Origin of the sequence: Neorhizobium phenanthreniclasticum (assembly GCF_040066075.1) — a bacterium.
Taxonomy (GTDB): domain Bacteria; phylum Pseudomonadota; class Alphaproteobacteria; order Rhizobiales; family Rhizobiaceae; genus Neorhizobium; species Neorhizobium petrolearium.
Genome location: NZ_JBEAAL010000015.1, coordinates 1 through 16,032, shown reverse-complemented (window position 1 = coordinate 16,032; position 16,032 = coordinate 1). Strand labels below are relative to the sequence as shown.

At 60.5% G+C, this 16,032-nt stretch carries 14 protein-coding genes; 10 read left to right on the top strand and 4 right to left on the bottom strand.

The window, feature by feature from the left end:
- The 3 genes from ABK249_RS18590 to ABK249_RS18580 form a co-directional block, all read right to left on the bottom strand.
- On the bottom strand, window positions 1-912 hold the full coding sequence (locus tag ABK249_RS18590; protein ID WP_348863609.1) for an ABC transporter permease: 912 nt from the start codon (window positions 910-912) through the stop codon (window positions 1-3).
- A 104-nt stretch (window positions 913-1,016) separates the two neighbouring features.
- Complete coding sequence (locus ABK249_RS18585; RefSeq protein WP_348863608.1) at window positions 1,017-2,306, bottom strand: ABC transporter substrate-binding protein; 1,290 nt, start codon at window positions 2,304-2,306, stop codon at window positions 1,017-1,019.
- 39 nt (window positions 2,307-2,345) lie between these two features.
- The gene (locus ABK249_RS18580; protein WP_037152239.1) at window positions 2,346-3,437 is read right to left on the bottom strand and encodes an ABC transporter ATP-binding protein; all 1,092 of its coding nucleotides are present in this window, start codon (window positions 3,435-3,437) and stop codon (window positions 2,346-2,348) included.
- Between the two features lie 239 nt (window positions 3,438-3,676).
- Here ABK249_RS18580 and ABK249_RS18575 point away from each other — a divergent pair, with 239 nt between their 5' ends.
- Window positions 3,677-4,390, top strand: coding sequence for a GntR family transcriptional regulator (locus ABK249_RS18575; RefSeq protein ID WP_348863607.1), 714 nt, complete (start codon window positions 3,677-3,679; stop codon window positions 4,388-4,390).
- 17 nt (window positions 4,391-4,407) lie between these two features.
- Here ABK249_RS18575 and ABK249_RS18570 read toward each other — a convergent pair whose 3' ends face one another.
- Entirely contained in the window at window positions 4,408-5,304 is an 897-nt protein-coding gene (locus ABK249_RS18570; protein WP_348863606.1) for a LysR family transcriptional regulator, read from the bottom strand.
- Between the two features lie 207 nt (window positions 5,305-5,511).
- Here ABK249_RS18570 and ABK249_RS18565 point away from each other — a divergent pair, with 207 nt between their 5' ends.
- The 9 genes from ABK249_RS18565 to ABK249_RS18525 form a co-directional block, all read left to right on the top strand.
- Window positions 5,512-6,486 carry an ABC transporter permease gene (locus tag ABK249_RS18565; protein WP_348863605.1) on the top strand — a complete coding sequence of 325 codons (975 nt, stop codon included), beginning with the start codon at window positions 5,512-5,514 and terminating at the stop codon, window positions 6,484-6,486.
- Window positions 6,483-7,385, top strand: coding sequence for an ABC transporter permease (locus ABK249_RS18560; RefSeq protein WP_348863604.1), 903 nt, complete (start codon window positions 6,483-6,485; stop codon window positions 7,383-7,385). The genes ABK249_RS18565 and ABK249_RS18560 overlap by 4 nt, the downstream gene beginning before the upstream one ends.
- 5 nt (window positions 7,386-7,390) lie before the next feature.
- On the top strand, window positions 7,391-8,362 hold the full coding sequence (locus ABK249_RS18555) for an ABC transporter ATP-binding protein (RefSeq protein WP_037152254.1): 972 nt from the start codon (window positions 7,391-7,393) through the stop codon (window positions 8,360-8,362).
- Entirely contained in the window at window positions 8,362-9,396 is a 1,035-nt protein-coding gene (locus ABK249_RS18550; protein ID WP_348863702.1) for an ABC transporter ATP-binding protein, read from the top strand. The genes ABK249_RS18555 and ABK249_RS18550 overlap by 1 nt, the downstream gene beginning before the upstream one ends.
- A gap of 19 nt (window positions 9,397-9,415) precedes the next feature.
- Complete coding sequence (locus ABK249_RS18545; RefSeq protein WP_348863603.1) at window positions 9,416-10,990, top strand: ABC transporter substrate-binding protein; 1,575 nt, start codon at window positions 9,416-9,418, stop codon at window positions 10,988-10,990.
- A gap of 119 nt (window positions 10,991-11,109) precedes the next feature.
- Window positions 11,110-13,014: a CocE/NonD family hydrolase gene (locus ABK249_RS18540; protein WP_052182896.1), complete on the top strand. Its 1,905-nt coding sequence runs from the start codon at window positions 11,110-11,112 to the stop codon at window positions 13,012-13,014.
- 2 nt (window positions 13,015-13,016) lie between these two features.
- A complete protein-coding gene (locus ABK249_RS18535) occupies window positions 13,017-14,180 on the top strand; it encodes a CapA family protein (RefSeq protein ID WP_348863602.1) in 1,164 nt (387 codons plus the stop codon).
- A gap of 265 nt (window positions 14,181-14,445) precedes the next feature.
- A complete protein-coding gene (locus ABK249_RS18530) occupies window positions 14,446-15,201 on the top strand; it encodes a helix-turn-helix domain-containing protein (RefSeq protein ID WP_348863601.1) in 756 nt (251 codons plus the stop codon).
- 23 nt (window positions 15,202-15,224) lie between these two features.
- Window positions 15,225-16,032: PAS domain-containing protein (locus tag ABK249_RS18525; RefSeq protein ID WP_348863600.1), on the top strand; the 808-nt coding region annotated here is incomplete at its 3' end.

The window sequence follows — 16,032 nt, the reverse complement described above, 5'->3', positions numbered from 1 at the left end:
TCAGAGCTCCTTGCGGATATCGACGATGCGCAGGATCCCCGCGACCATCAGGAGGACGAGGACGAGCAGCACGACGGCATTTGCCGCTGCGGCCGGATATTGAAGCAGCGACATCTGGTTCTTCATCATCAAAGCAACGGAGGCGCTCTGTCCGCCGGACATGACCTGGACGGTGGAGAAATCCGCCATGACCAGCGTTACGACGAAGATCGTGCCGATCGCCATACCGGGCTTGGCGAGCGGGATGATGACGTTGGTGAGGACCTGCCAACCGGATGCGCCGGCGTCGCGGGCGGCCTCGACCAGCGTCTTGTCGATGCGCATCAGCGTATTGAAGATCGGCGTCACCATAAAGAGCGTGTAGAGATGCACCATGGCGAGCACGACGGCGAAATCCGAGTAGAGCAGCCATTCGACCGGTTCGGAAACGATGCCGGCATTGATCAGTGCCGAGTTGACGAGGCCGTTGCGTCCGAGGACCGGTATCCAGGAGATCATGCGGATGATGTTCGAGGTCAGGAAGGGTACCGTGCAGACGAGGAACAGCACCATCTGCATGGCGGTGGTGCGGATGTGGAAGGCCAGGAAATAGGCGACCCAGAACCCGATGAAGAGCGTGATCACCCAGACCAGGAAGGCGAATTTCAAGGTGTTGAGATAGGTTTTCCAGGTTACCCAGGAGCCGAGCGTCTCGGTGTAGTTGAAGGTGACGAAATCCGGATACATCTGGGCGAAATCGTAGTCCCAGAAGCTGACGATGCCGATCATCAGGATCGGGATGAGCAGGAAGCCGCCGAGGATCAGCGTCAGTGGCGCTGCCTGGAGATAGGAGATCAGGACGGGCGACAGGCGGAAACCCCTCGCCCGTGCGCCTTTGGCTTTTCCCGTTTCCGAGGATGTCATCGTCGCCATGATGGCTGCTCCTGTGGGTCTTGCCCCTCATCCGCCCTGCCGGGCACCTTCTCCCCGTTCGTGCGGGGAGAAGGAGACTCGTGGCCGCCGCAACTGCTGACGGATCAGGCTGCGATGAACTCGTTCCAGCGACGGACCATGTAGCGGTCCTCGTCCATGACGGAGTTCCAGCATGCGACCTTGCCCATGCGTTCGTCGAACGATCCGCCGTCGCGAACTGCGCCGGCCTTCTCCATCACCTTGCCGTCCGGCGCGACGATATCGCCCTTGGCCGGTTTGCCTTCGACCCAGAAACCCCACTCGTCTTCACTCATGAATTGCTTGGCGGTTTCCATCGCCGCCGAGTAGTAGCCCTGGCGGTTGAGATAGGCGCCGACCCAGCCGGACGTGTACCAGTTGATGTATTCGTATGCCGCATCGAGCTTGGCGCCGGAGAGGTGTGAGGCCAGACCAAGACCGCCGCCCCACGAACGATAGCCTTCCTTGAGCGGCTGGTATTTGCAGGCGATGCCCTTGGAGCGGACGGCGGCGACGGCAGGCGACCACATGGACTGGATGACGACTTCGCCGGATGCCATGAGATTGACGCTCTCGTCGAAGGATTTCCAGAAGGCACGGAACTGACCGTCCTGCTTGGCCTTGATCAGGAAATCGATCGTCTTGTCGATCTCTTCCTTGGTCATGTTGCCCTTGTCGGCATATTTGATGTTGCCCATGGCCTCCATGATCATCGCCGCGTCCATGATGCCGATTGACGGGATGTTGAGGATGGAGGTTTTGCCCTTGAACTTCGGGTCCATGATATCGGCCCAGGTGGTGATCTCACGGCCGACGAGATCCGGACGGATGCCGAGCGTGTCGGCGTTGTAGATCGTCGGCATCATGGTGAACCACTGGGTCTCGGCCTTTGCGAAGGTCTTGGTGCCGGGCTTCTCCACGAAACCGACGGTGTGCGGCGCAGTGCCCTGCGCGATGACGCTGTCGGGCTTCAGCTTGCCGGTTTTGAAGAGCGGCACGACCTTGTCGTAATATTTGAGCTTCTTCACATCCATCGGCTGGATGACGCCCGCCGGATAGACCTTCTTCAAGATCCAGTATTCTATGTCGGCGATGTCGTAGGAGTTCGGCTGGGTGACGGCGCGCTGCGCCGCGGCGTCGGAGTCGGTTGCCGTCATTTCCAGCGTGATGCCGAGGTCGGCCTTGCACTTTTCGGCGATCGCGTTGAGGTTTGAAACACCGGTGCCGAACTGGCGCAGCGTGATCGGATTCTGCGCCCAGATGGTCGGAAAGCCGGTGATGGCGCCGGAACCGGCGGCTAGACCGGCTGCAGCGGAAGCGGTCTTCAGCAGCGAGCGACGCGAAATGCCCCTGCTGGTCTTGGTTGTGTCAGTCATTGCCTTGGTTCTCCTCTGGTTGGGTTTTTTTAGGCGGCGTCAGTGCTTGAGGCGGCCGAGAACGACCACGTCCTCACGGTTCCAGCACAACGGGATGGCTTCGCCGACCCTGACCGGATTAGCGAAGAATGCGGTGTCGGAAAGGATGGCCGTAAAGTCCTCGACGCCTGCTCCGTTGACCGATAGTTTCACGGATGATCCGCGATATTCGACGTTGGTGACCGAACCGGTGAAGCCCAGGCCCTTTTCCGACGGTTCGCCGATCCGGACACGATCGGTCCGAACAGCGATATCGGCGGAATCCGTCAGGCCGGCTGCGCCGGTATTGGCGGCGAGAAATTCGCCGCCGGCCGACACCGACAGCTTTAACATGCTGTCCGAATTCTCGATCACGCGTCCGGAAATGACGTTGTGGTCACCCATGAATTTGGCGACGAAAGCCGTCGCTGGCCACTCGAAGACGGTGCGCGGATGGGCGGCCTGCTCGATGCGACCGTCGTTCATGACGACGATCAGGTCGGCGAGCGCCATCGCCTCTTCCTGGCTGTGCGTCACATGTACGAAAGTGATGCCGAGCGAAGTTTGAAGCTTCTTGAGTTCCGCGCGCATGCGGATCTTCAGGAACGGGTCGAGTGCGGAAAGCGGCTCGTCGAGAAGCAGCGCTTCCGGATCGGTGATCAATGCGCGGGCAAGCGCCACGCGCTGCTGCTGGCCGCCGGAAAGCTGGGCAGGGCGTCGCGTCGCATAGGCTTCGAGCTGCATCAGCTTCAGCATATCGAGCGCCTTGGCGTGCCGCTCATCCTTGCTGACGCCCTTCATCTTCAGGCTGAAGGCGACATTGTCGACGAGGTCGAGATGCGGGAAGAGCGCATAGGACTGGAACATCATCGCCGTACCGCGTCTCGCGGGCGGCAGGTCTGTGACGACCGCATTGCCGAGGCGGATATCGCCGGAGGAAATGCTTTCGTGCCCTGCGATCATCCGAAGCGTCGAGGTCTTGCCGCAGCCGGAAGGTCCGAGCAGGCAACAATAGGTACCGGCCGGAATTTTCAGGCTGATGGCATGCACGGCGGTGGTAGTGCCGTAGATCTTCGAGACTGAGGCGATGTCGATTTCGGCTGCTTTGCTCATCCGGCGCTCCACTTGCGTCGCATATTGCAAAGCATCAACCGTGCCAGTTCATTTAAGCTTTTGGGAAGACTTGCATTTATCTCCGGAAACGAGCGCTCGTTCCAGGTATTGCGCAAAAATCGTGCGATCGGTTTCGATTCCGTGGGCAAATCGTATGCAATCTTATGATTCGATCAAAAACAATCCTCTTGGCATTTTGCGACCGCTCGCGTTACAAAGGGGCCGCATCGGATCACGACATGAATATCAACGAGAAGATCACCTTCACCGAGACATCGCCCGAGGACCGCTCGCTGGCGATCCGCGAAGCATTGCGCAATGCGATCATCGATCGGCGGCTCACGCCGGGAACCAAGCTTTCCGAAAGCGAAGTGGGTTCGCTCTTCGATGTCAGCCGCACCGTGGCGCGTGCAGCGCTTCAGATGCTCGCGTTCGAGGGGCTGGTGAAAACCGAGCGCAATCGCGGCGCGTTCGTTTCCAATCCCTCCCCGGAAGAGGCCAAACAGATCTTCGCCTCCCGCCGGTTGATCGAGCCGGGAATCGTAGCGGCGGCTGTTGAGCGCATCACGCCTGCCGATATCGAACAGTTCCGCCGTCAGCTTGAGGAAGAAGAGCGCTATATGAACGAGCGCGGCCCTGCCGCCCGCCGTGCCGAGATCAAGGCGTCGGGCGACTTCCACCTCATGCTGGCCTCCGTCGCGGGCAATCTCATCCTGCAGAAATTCATGGATGAGCTCGTCGCGCGCTCCTCGCTTGTGATCGCGCTATACGGGCGTTCCGGTGTGTCGAGCTGTGGGCATGCGGAACATTCCGCCATTCTCGACGCGCTTGAAAAAGGCGATGGCCGAGGGGCCACCCAGCTCATGATCCATCACATCGATCACATCGAGGCCGATCTCGATCTCCAGCTCAAGCAGGGCCTGGGCCTCAAGGATGCGCTTGCACTGACCTGATGACCGGTCTGAGATATTCAAGGCGCCGTTTCGGTTGCATTTGTCTTGATGATGTTGATGAAGGCCTCGGCGGTCCATGACAGCGGCGCCCCTGGCATGGTGATGATCCCGTAATCGGAGACCTTGTCGGGCAGGAAAGGCCGCATGGCGATCGCGTCGCTGCGGAAGAACTCGGCGATGAGGGAGGGCACGATCGCGATTCCGAGCCCTTGTGCGGCACAGGCGCATGCGGTTTCGACCGAATGGACCTCCAGGCTGCAGCGATAGGTCGGCACCATCCGGCGCAGCTCATGCTCCAGCTCATTGCGGTTGACGCGCTGCCGGCCGAGCAGGATCAGGTCGTTGCGGGCGAGGTCGTTGACGTCGATCGTCTGCTTTGCTGCGAGCGGATGGCCGGCCGGCATGACACAGGTCGTGCCGCTCACAAAGAGCGGCCGGGCATCGAACGAATGTTCCTCCGGCGGCAAGCGGACGAAGCCAAGGTCGGCGACCCGGTTGCGGACCATCCGTTCGATTGCGTCATAAGGCCCGCTCAGGATCTCTACGGTTACACGTGGATGGTCTGATTTGAAGCGGGCGACGATGGGTGGCAGCATGGTGGTCGACAGGCTGTGCGGGAAGGCGACGCGCACGAGCGCCTCGCCGAAGGCGCCGGTCCGGACGTCGCCGATCTTGATCCTGAGCCGCGCGACGCTCTGGGCCACGTCATCCACTTCACCGACAAGGAGATGCGCCTCGGGCCGCGGAACGAGCCGACCTTTGTCGCGCAGGAAAAGTTCCCGCCCGATCTGCTCTTCAAGCGAAGCGAGCTGGCGGCTGATTGCCGACTGCGACAGGCCAAGCTGAGCGGCTGCCGCCATGGTCGAGCCGGTATCCATGATTGTCTTGAAGATTTCGAGCTGCTTGAAGTTCATGGCGCGATCTTAGAGGTAACGCTGCAACGAAGACAAGCGAAGACCGAAACAGGTTTCCGCGCACAAAACGCATAGGTTCATGCATTCCAATCATAATATTGCGCATCTTTCGCGCGCCGTTATCGTCATTTTCAACAAATAGAACAGGGGAACACTCTCCATGAAAATTCTCTGTCCCACCGGGATGGATCAGCGGGAGCGCACGTCATGACAGTCTTCGTCATCCGTCGCTTCCTGCAGAGTATCGCTGTCCTGCTCGTAACGGCTATTATCGTCTTCATCGGCATTTATGCGATCGGCGATCCGATCGAGATGCTGATTTCGCCGGATGCAAGCCCCGCCGAACGCGCGCAGGTCATCACATCGCTCGGCCTCGACAAGCCGCTCTGGCAGCAATTCCTGACCTTTGCCTGGAATGCGTTGCACGGCGACCTGGGCCGTTCCTTCGTCTTCAACCGTCCCTCGATCAGCCTGATCTTCGAACGCCTGCCGGCAACACTGGAGCTGACGCTGACCGGCCTCGTTTTCGCGCTGGTCCTTGGCATTCCGCTCGGCCTTCTCTCCGGCCTGAAGCCGAATAGCGCCACCGATGAAGCGATCATGACCGGCTCGATCTTCGGCTTTTCGCTGCCAAGTTTCTGGCAGGGCATGATGCTGATCATGATCTTTTCCGTTTGGCTCGGCTGGCTGCCGTCCACCGGACGCGGCCAGATGGGAGAATTCCTCGGCATCCGGTCCGGCCTCTTCACGCTGGATGGTCTCGCTCATCTTGTATTGCCGGCGATCAACCTGTCGCTCTTCAAGCTCTCGCTGGTGATCCGCCTCACCCGCACCGGCGTTCGTGAAACCATGCCGCTTGATTTCGTCAAATTCGCCCGGGCCAAGGGCCTGTCCGAAAAGCGCATCGTCTTCGTCCACGTCTTCAAGAACATCCTGATTCCGCTGATCACGGTGGTCGGCCTCGAACTCGGCAGCATGCTGGCCTTTGCGGTCGTGACCGAAACGATCTTCGCCTGGCCTGGCATCGGAAAGCTGCTGATCGACTCGATCATGCGGCTCGACCGCCCGGTCGTGGTTGCCTATCTGCTGGTCATCGTCAGCCTGTTCATTTTCATCAACTTCGTGGTCGACATCCTCTATTCGCTGGTCGATCCGCGCGTCCGGCTGGGAGATGCCCAATGAATGCGCGCGTTTCTTCATTCCGTGACGATACTCTATTCGGCCGTCTCGTCATGGGCATTGCAGAGAGCCCCAAAGTCGTTATTGCCGCGATTGTCTGCATCATCCTTCTCTTCGCCGCGATCGTCGGCCCCTATCTGACTCCCCAGGACCCCTACGATCTCGCGGTCCTCGACATTCTCGATTCCAAGCTGCCGCCGGGCTCGGAAAGCATGGACGGTCTTATTTATTGGCTCGGCACCGACGGCCAGGGTCGCGACATGTTCTCGGCGATGATCTATGGCCTGCGGACCAGCCTCGGCGTCGGGGTGTTCTCCGGCGTCGTCGCGTTGGTGGTGGGCACAGTGCTCGGCCTGATCGCCGCCTATTTCGGCGGCCGCATTGATGCGCTGATCATGCGCATCGTCGACCTGATGCTCGGTTTCCCGACCATCCTCGTCGCTCTGATGCTTCTTGCTCTGCTGGGGCAGGGACTCTGGAAGGTCATCTTCGCACTGATCCTGGTGCAATGGGCGACCTTCGCCCGCGCCGTCAGGAGTGCGGCGCTGGTCGAGAAGAACAAGGACTATGTCGAGGCGGCGGTAACGCTTGGAATTTCGACGCCGCGCATCCTGATCGGCCATCTCCTGCCGAACTGTCTTCCACCGCTGATCGTCATCGGCACGCTGCAGGTCGCGCATGCCATCTCGGCGGAGGCGACGCTCTCCTTCCTCGGCATCGGCCTGCCGATCACTGAACCCTCGCTCGGCCTGCTGATCGCCAACGGCTACCAGCTTCTGATGTCCGGCGAATACTGGATCAGCGTCTACCCCGGCTTGTTGCTGCTCGTGCTCGTTTTCTCGATCAACATGGTCGGCGACCGCCTCCGCGAGGTGCTGAACCCGAGACTGGGCGAAAGGTGAGCACGATGACACCAATTCTTGAAGTCAAGAACCTTTCCACCCATTTCATGACCCGTCGCGGCGTGCTGAAGGCTGTCGATGACGTGAGCTTCGCGGTTGGCCAGAGGGAAATTGTCGGTTTGGTCGGCGAATCCGGCTCCGGCAAGTCGATCACCGGCTTTTCGGTCCTCGGCCTCGTTGATCCGCCCGGCCGCGTCGTTTCCGGGCAGATCCTGTTCAAAGGCGAGGATTTGTTGAAGCTGTCGCCCGCCGCCATGCGGACGATCCGGGGTAAACGCATCGCGATGATCTTCCAGGATCCGATGATGACGCTGAACCCGGTTCTCTCGGTCGCCACCCAGATGATCGAGACCGTGCAGGCGCATGACCGGGTCTCGCGCGCAGAAGCCCGCGCCCGGTCGCGCGATGCGCTCGGCCTTGTGGGCATTCCCTCTCCGGAGGAGCGGCTCGATGCCTATCCGCACCAGTTCTCTGGCGGCATGCGCCAGCGCGTGGCGATTGCCATTGCGCTCCTGCACCGGCCGGACCTGATCATTGCGGATGAACCCACGACGGCGCTCGACGTGACGATCCAGTCGCAGATCCTCTTCGAAATCAAGCGACTCGCCGCCGAGTTCGGTATGGCGCTGATCTGGATCAGCCACGATCTCGGCGTGGTTGCTGCTTTGGCGGACCGGGTCATGGTCATGTATGCGGGCAAGATCGTCGAGGCTGGCCAGGTGGACGGCGTGCTGACCGAGCCGCGTCATCCATATACGTCCGGGCTGCTCAGCGCTGTTCCGGCTGCCGTTCCGCGCGGCGAGCCTCTTCGTCCGATCCCCGGTTTCGCGCCGTCGCCTTTGTCGCGCCCTTCCGGCTGCGCCTTCCGCGACCGCTGCGCTCGCGCCACCGAAATCTGCGCTACCGAGCCTATGCTGGAGGTCGCTGCCGGCCGCGAATTCCGTTGCTTCCATCCCCATTTCCGGAGCGCCGCATGATGACCCCGCTTGTGGAAGCCATCGACGTCACCCGACGCTTTTCGCGAAAACTCGACTATGCGGAGAAGATCGCCAATCTCTTCGGTGCGGGCCTGGAAGAAAAGACCGTACATGCGGTCGATAGCGTCAATCTCGCCGTTCATCCGGGCGAGGTGGTCGGTCTCGTCGGCGAATCAGGTTGCGGAAAGTCGACGCTCGGTCGGGTCATGGCCGGCATCATGCCCGCAAGCGGCGGCGAGGTGCGATGGAATGGCAAGCCGCTGACTTCGCTGGAAGGCGAGGAAAAGCGCTTGATGCGGCTTTCCGCGCAGATGATCTTCCAGGACCCGATGTCGACGCTCAATCCGAGGAAGCGAGTGATCGACCTGATCGGTGAGGCGCCACGGGTACACGGCATCGTCAAGGTTCTCGAGGTTCGCGATTATGTCGCCTCGCTCGCCGAACGCGTCGGCCTCGACGCTTCCTATCTCGATCGTTATCCGCATCAGTTCTCCGGTGGCCAGCGGCAGCGCATCGGCATCGCCCGGGCGCTTGCGGTGAAACCCAAACTGCTGGTCTGCGACGAATCCGTCTCAGCCCTCGATGTCTCCATCCAGGCGCAGATCCTCAACCTCTTCATGGACCTGAAGCGGGAGTTCGGTCTGACCTACCTCTTTATCAGCCACGATCTCGGCGTAGTGAAGCATATCTGCGACCGGGTGGTCGTCATGTATCTCGGCCGCGTCGTGGAAAGCGCCACGCCCGACGAACTCTTTGATGATCCGAAACATCCCTACACCCAGGCCCTCATTCGCGAGCTGCCGACGGTTGCCGACCGCCACCGCATTTTCACGCCGATCAAGGGGGAAATCCCGTCACCGCTTCATCCGCCGCCGGGATGCCATTTCCATCCCCGCTGTCCGAAGGCGTTCGACCGCTGCCGTGTGGAGCGGCCGGTCCTGAAACAGAATGCGGTCGGTCATGTCAGCGCCTGCCACCTGAACGACCTGACTGCGAGCGAAACGAAAAATGTAACGGCCGAACCGGCCATCTAAAAAGGAAGGGAACAGACTTATGAAACCGATGAAATTCCTGCTGGCGGGGGTTGCTGCCACCGTCATCGCACTGAACTCGGCGCAGGCCGCCGACCTGGTACTCGGCAGCGCCACCGAACCGTCGGCGATCGACCCGCAGTTCTCACGCACCGGCAACAATCAGAACATTGCCATGCAGATCTTTGACCGTCTGGTACAAACGGACGCGGCGATCAACGTTGAGCCGGCGCTGGCGGTCTCCTGGACAAACATCGATCCTCTCACCTGGCATGTGAAGCTGCGCGAAGGCGTCAAGTTCCATGACGGCAACCCGCTGACGGCCGAGGACGTAATCTTCTCGCTGACCCGCGCCAAGGACATTCCGAACAGCCCGGCGCCGTTTTCCGGCAACGTGGCCTCGATCGACAGCATGAAGGCACTGGACAATCTGACGATCGAGTTCAAGACCAAGAAGCCGACACCGGACTTCATGGAACAGATCGGTTTCGTCTACATCGTCGAGAAGAAGGTCGCGGAGGGGGCTTCCATCGAGGACTTCAACAGCGGCAAGGCGGCGATCGGCACGGGCGCCTACAGGTTCAAGTCTTGGACGCCGGGCGACAACCTGGTTCTGACCCGCAATGACGATTTCTGGGGCAAGAAACAAGATTTCGACAATGTCACGATCAAGTTCATCTCGAACGACGCGTCGCGCGTCGCGGCACTTCGCTCCGGCGCTGTCGACCTGATCGACGCCGTGCCGCCGGGCGATGTGAAGACAATTGAAGGCATTTCCGGCCTCAAGGTCTTTTCGATTGCCTCTGCCCGCATGATCTACCTTGCGCTTGACAGCGCCCGCGACAAAAGTCCCTTCATCACCGACAAGGATGGCAAACCGCTCGACAAGAACCCGCTGAAGGACGTGAAGGTCCGCACCGCACTCTCTGAGCTGATCAACCGTCGGCTCATCATCGACCGCATCCTGGACGGCTCTGCCGAGCCGGCAGGCCAGCTCGTGCCCACCGGCGTCGCGGGCAATGATCCCTCGATTGCCGCACCGGCATTCAATGCCGACAATGCGAAGAAGCTGCTGGCGGAAGCGGGCTACAAGGACGGTTTCGGCATCACCATCCACACCTCGAATGACCGCTTCCCCGGCGATGCGGAGGTCGCTCAGGCGCTCGGCCAGATGTTCGCCCGTGGCGGGCTCAAAGTGAATGGTGTCGTGGCGCAGCCCTACAATGTCTATACCAAGGGTGCCTCCGCAGGCGAATTTTCGGCCTTCATCTTCTCGCTCGGCAACTCGACGCCGACATCCGCAACGGGACTGCGCAACCTGCTGATGACGGCGAACAAGGAAGCCGGCACCGGCTCGTTCAATCGCGTCAAATACAGCAATTCGGCCTTCGATGAGATGATGCGCACGGCAACTGCCGAGTTCGATGCGAAGAAACGCGTGGAATTGCTGCAGAAGGCGACCAAGGCCGTCTTTGCCGATGTCCCAGTCATTCCGCTCTACTGGCAAAAGGTCCACTGGGCCGGCAAGGCGAATCTCTCCTACATTGCCAACATGACGGAAGACACGAGCGCGACGCTCGCGGGGCTCGCCGAGTAGGCCGCAATGCAAGCGATAGGCCGTCGTGCTGGTTCTCCCGGCGCGCGGCATTCCCGGGCCGGCGTCGGGATGTAGCGAGCCGGTTCGGGTCTTTCCTGCCAATTTTTGAGGATACGGACATGGATACCCTGACGGCATCGCGCCGCGAGGTGATAGCCGACGACGTGGTCGTCGAACGCGATGTGATGGTGACGATGCGAGACGGTATCAGGCTTGCAACCGACATCTACCAGCCGGCCAAGGACGGCAAAGTGATCGAGGCCCGGCTGCCGGCGATCCTGGAACGCACCCCTTACGGCAAGACGGAACGCTCCCGATCCGAAATCGAAGTGGGCATGTCCACGCCGATGAAGCGCCACGAGGTTGCCTCCTATTTCGTCCGCGCCGGTTACACCGTCGTTTATCAGGATTGCCGCGGCCGCTATAATTCCGAAGGCGAATTCAGCAAATACATCTCCGAAGCCGCCGATGGTTACGATACCGCCCGCTGGTTGGTTGAGCAGCCTTGGTCGAACGGCCGGTTCGGCACGATGGGGCTTTCCTATGCGGCGCATACGCAGGCCGCGCTCGCCTGCCTCAACCCGCCTGGCCTTGCCTGTATGGTGATGGACTCAGGCGGCTTTTCGAATGCTTATCAGTGCGGCATCCGCCAGGGCGGCGCCTTCGAACTCAAGCAGGCGACATGGGCCTATAATCAGGCGATCGGCGAGGGCGATGAGTTGGCTCGTGCCGCCATCGAAGCAGAAGATATCAAGGCCTGGTTCAGCGTCATGCCCTGGAGCGAAGGCGTTTCTCCGGTCCGCTGGATGCCGGAATATGAAAGCTATCTGCTTGACCAGTGGCGCAGCGGCACGTTCGATGAGAGCTGGCGCCGCGTCGGCCTCTATATGGAAGGCTTCTACGATACCTTCCCCGAGGTGCCGATCGTCCTGATGTCGAGCTGGTACGACGCTTATGTCAGATCGACGCTCGACAATTTTCGCGGCCTTTCCGGCAAGAAGAGCAGGCCGCTTCAGCTCATCATGGGGCCGTGGCTGCACGGCAACCGCAACACGACCTTCGCTGGTGACACCTCCTTCGGTGCGGCCGCGCCGCTTGGAGGAAATGTTGTCGAAAGCTGGCTCGCCTTCCGCCGCAATTGGTTCGACCGATGGCTGAAGGGCGTGGAAAACGGCGTGTCGCAAGAACCGGCAGTGCGCACCTTCGTCATGGGCGGCGGCTCGGGTATCCGCAACGAGGACGGTCATCTGGATCACGGCGGACGCTGGATCGAAGCGGCCGACTGGCCCCTGCCGGGAACGGAATATCGCAATTTCTACATTCACCAGAATAGCTCGCTTTCTACCGACGAGCCGAAAGCCGATACCGGGCCTTTCGTCTATGACTACGATCCGAAGAATCCCGTGCCGACCATCGGGGGCTCTCTGACCAGCGGCCAGCCGATCTTCGAGGGTGGCGGCTTCGACCAGCGCGAAGGCGAGAAGTTCTACGGCTCGAAGCACCCAGGACTGCCTCTTTCTGCCCGGGCCGACGTGCTCTCCTTCGAGACCGAGGTCTTGGCAGAGGACGTCGCCGTCGTCGGCCCGATCATCGTCGAGCTATACGTCTCCTCGGATGCGCCGGATACGGATTTCACCGCGAAACTTGTCGACGTCTATCCACCGAGCGTGGACTATCCGACCGGTTATGCGCTCAACATCACCGACGGGATTATCCGCTGCCGCTACCGAAAATCCTGGGAAAAACCGGAGGCGATCGTCGCGGGCGAGGTTTTCAAGGTGACGATAGAGCCTTTCGCGACGGCTAATCTTTTCGCCCAGGGCCATCGCATCCGGCTCGACATTTCCTCGTCCAATTTCCCGAAATACGATGTCAACCCGAATACCTACGCGCCGGAAGGCCGGGGGCGCACAACGCAGATCGCTCGCAATTCCGTGTTTTGTGACGCCGCGCGGCCATCGGCGATCCGCTTGCCGATCGTCCGCGGTGAAGCGATGATGGCGCTGAAACCCTTCGCGAAGTAGCCATGTCGATTACCATTGCCGTCACCGGCCAAATCCTCATCCACGGCCGGCTCGATCTCACGGGCGAGGGGCAGCGCAAGGTCAGGGACTTCCTGAAGGCGGACGCCACCTTTGCCAATCTGGAGGCGACGGTCGAGACGTCAGGCGCCTGGCCGACCAAGACGAAGACATTGCATCTCGCGTCGCCGGACGCGCTCACCTCCGTGCGAGAACTTGGCTTTCATGCGTTGACGCATGCCAACAACCACGCCTTCGATCTCGGCCCGCCGGGCATCGCCGCGACGCGGGCTATGGCGGGGCAGGCTGGGCTGGAACTCGCCGGCAGCGGAGCGAATATCGACGAGGCCGCTGCACCGGCCATCGTGCCGAAGCAAGGGAAGTCGCTGGCGATCTTCTCCGTCGATCTCGGCCCGCAGCCGGATATCAATTATGCAGCGGCCGATCGCGCCGGCATCGCGCCGCTTCGGATGAAACGCACCGTCAGCGTGTCACCGACGGAGTTTGAAACGCTCCGGCAGATCGTCGGGGCACTTGGGGACGACAAGCGCGCCGCCGCCCGCGCCGCTGTCGGTTATGAAACCTGGAGAGGTACGGACCTCGAAGTTTTCGGCACGTCTGTGGTTTCGGGCCAGGCGATTGCCGCTCTCTGGTCGGCCAACGAAGACGATATGCAGCGGCTTGTTTCAGGCATGAACACCGCCAAGGCTGCCGGGCATCTCGTGGCGGTGGCGATCCACGGCCATCACTGGGATTCGGATTGGAAGAAACCGCCGGACTGGTTCACCGATCTCTGCCGGGGCCTGATCGAAGACGGCGCCGACGTGATCCTCGGCACGGGAGCGCCTGTCATGCAGCCGGTCACTTTCCACCGCGGCAAGGCGATTATCCCCGGCCTCGGCAATTTCGTCTTTCACACCCGACGCTCCGCAACCTATGACGAAAGGGGCGTCGACGTCTGGCGCAGCGCCGCGATCCGGCTGACCTTGGCGGATGACGGCACCTGCGAAGAACTCGCCCTGCTTCCCGTTGCCATCGGCAGGCCAGCGGCACGGGGATTGCCGGCAGGTCCTGTCCCGTTGCAGGGAAGGGATGCAGATGAAATCCGCGATCTCGCCCTTGCGGGCCTTTCGACGGCAGATCGCCAATGTCTGCTGATCCCCGATTAGCCACGGCATTGCGTCAGGAAAGAGTGCTCCGTTTCACGAAGGTTCCACCCTTCTGGGCTGCAATGCGCTGTGCGTCGAATTGCGGGCCGCTGCCCGGCAGGATTATCTGCGGAAGCTCATTACCGGCCACGTCTGATCCGCTGGCGCGTTTCGTAGACCCGTTTGTTACAGACTGTTACCAAATCGAACCATTTTTCACACGCCTCGCATCCGCGTGTTACTTGAAAAGGTCAAATCCTCCGTAGAAAGAACGGAGGCGAAAACAGTGTTTCTCAGCAGCTATGCGAATGCTCACCAGGTGGCGAAGGCAGCTCTCTTCAAGGAGGCCGAAAGCCTGCATGGGCTCTTTTCCAGGCAGCCGATCGAACATCTGGCGGTAGGCCAGTCGCTTTTCTTCGAAGGTGATGAAGCGAAACACGTTTTCGAAGTTGTCGAAGGTACGCTCCGGATCTTTCGGATTCTGTCGGACGGCCGACGGGTCATCACAGGCTTCCTCTACGCGGGTGACATTGTCGGTGTTTCCCTGAAAGAACGGTATCTCTACAGCGCCGAAGCGATCACTCCGACCAAAATCCGTCGGATCGCCCGCAAAACTTTTGATGAGGCAGTCTCGGATTCGGATGACTTGCGCCCCGAGATTTTCTCTCGTGTCTGTGACGAGATGGCTGCGGTACAGGATCAATTGGTGCTTCTGTCGAGCAAGACGGCAGAAGAGCGGCTTTGCACTTTTCTCCTCAAGCTCCTGCAGCGCACAATAGCCGCGGGCAATCGCGACACTACTCTCGAACTGCCGATGACGCGCCAGGACATGGCCGACTATCTGGGTCTCACGATCGAGACGGTGTCCCGCACCATCACCAAGCTCATCGGCAAGGGGGTCGTCAATGTCGTGAATCCCGCTGCCCGCCATTTCATCAAGATCGAAAAGCCCGGAATGCTTGCCCAACTCGCCGGCGATGACAGCGAATGTCCGGAAATGCATCGTGACCTGATGGTTCAAGGGGATCGCCGGCACCACTGACGAGCATCAATCACGGATCCACCATGAGCGGGAATACGGCCATCGTCGCGACCAGTGAGAATCTTTTTGACTCAGTCGCGAATGTGCTCAATGACGCAAATCTGATCGTCCATGGGTTGGATGGTGTCATCAGCCGATGGACAGGTGGCTGCGAGCAGCTTTATGGCTGGCAGAGGAGCGAAGCCATCGGCAAGGTAGTCTACGACTTGCTTGCAGCGCAATTTCCACTTCCGCTCGATGAAATCCGCCGGCATATCCAAACCCACCATGTATGGGAGGGAGAGGTCGTTCATCACCATAAGGACGGTCATCCAATATTCGTGGCAACCCGGTGGGTGGCCGTCAATTCGGCGCGCGATGGAGCAGCGATCATCATCCAGACGAACAACGACATCACGGATATGAAAAGGGTCCAGAACGATCTTGCCGGACGGGAGGCGCATCTGCGGTCGATCCTGGATACGGTTCCCGAGGCGATGGTCGTCATTGACGAAACCGGCATCATCACGTCTTTCAGCGCCGCAGCGGAGCGGCTGTTCGGATATTCCTCTGAGGAGGTTGTCGGGCGCTCCGTTAACCTGCTGATGCCAGCGTCAGCCAAAGAGGTGCACGACAACTATCTTGCCCGGTATATTCGGACAGGCGAGCGCCGCATCATCGGTTATGGCCGCGTCGTCATAGGACAGCGGAAAGACGGTTCCGTCTTTCCCATGGAGCTTGCGGTGGGCGAGGCGATCACCAATGGCAAGCGCATCTTCACCGGCTTCATCCGCGACCTCACCAGCCGCCACAAGATCGAGGAAGAGCTGAGGCAGTCGCAGAAGATGGAGG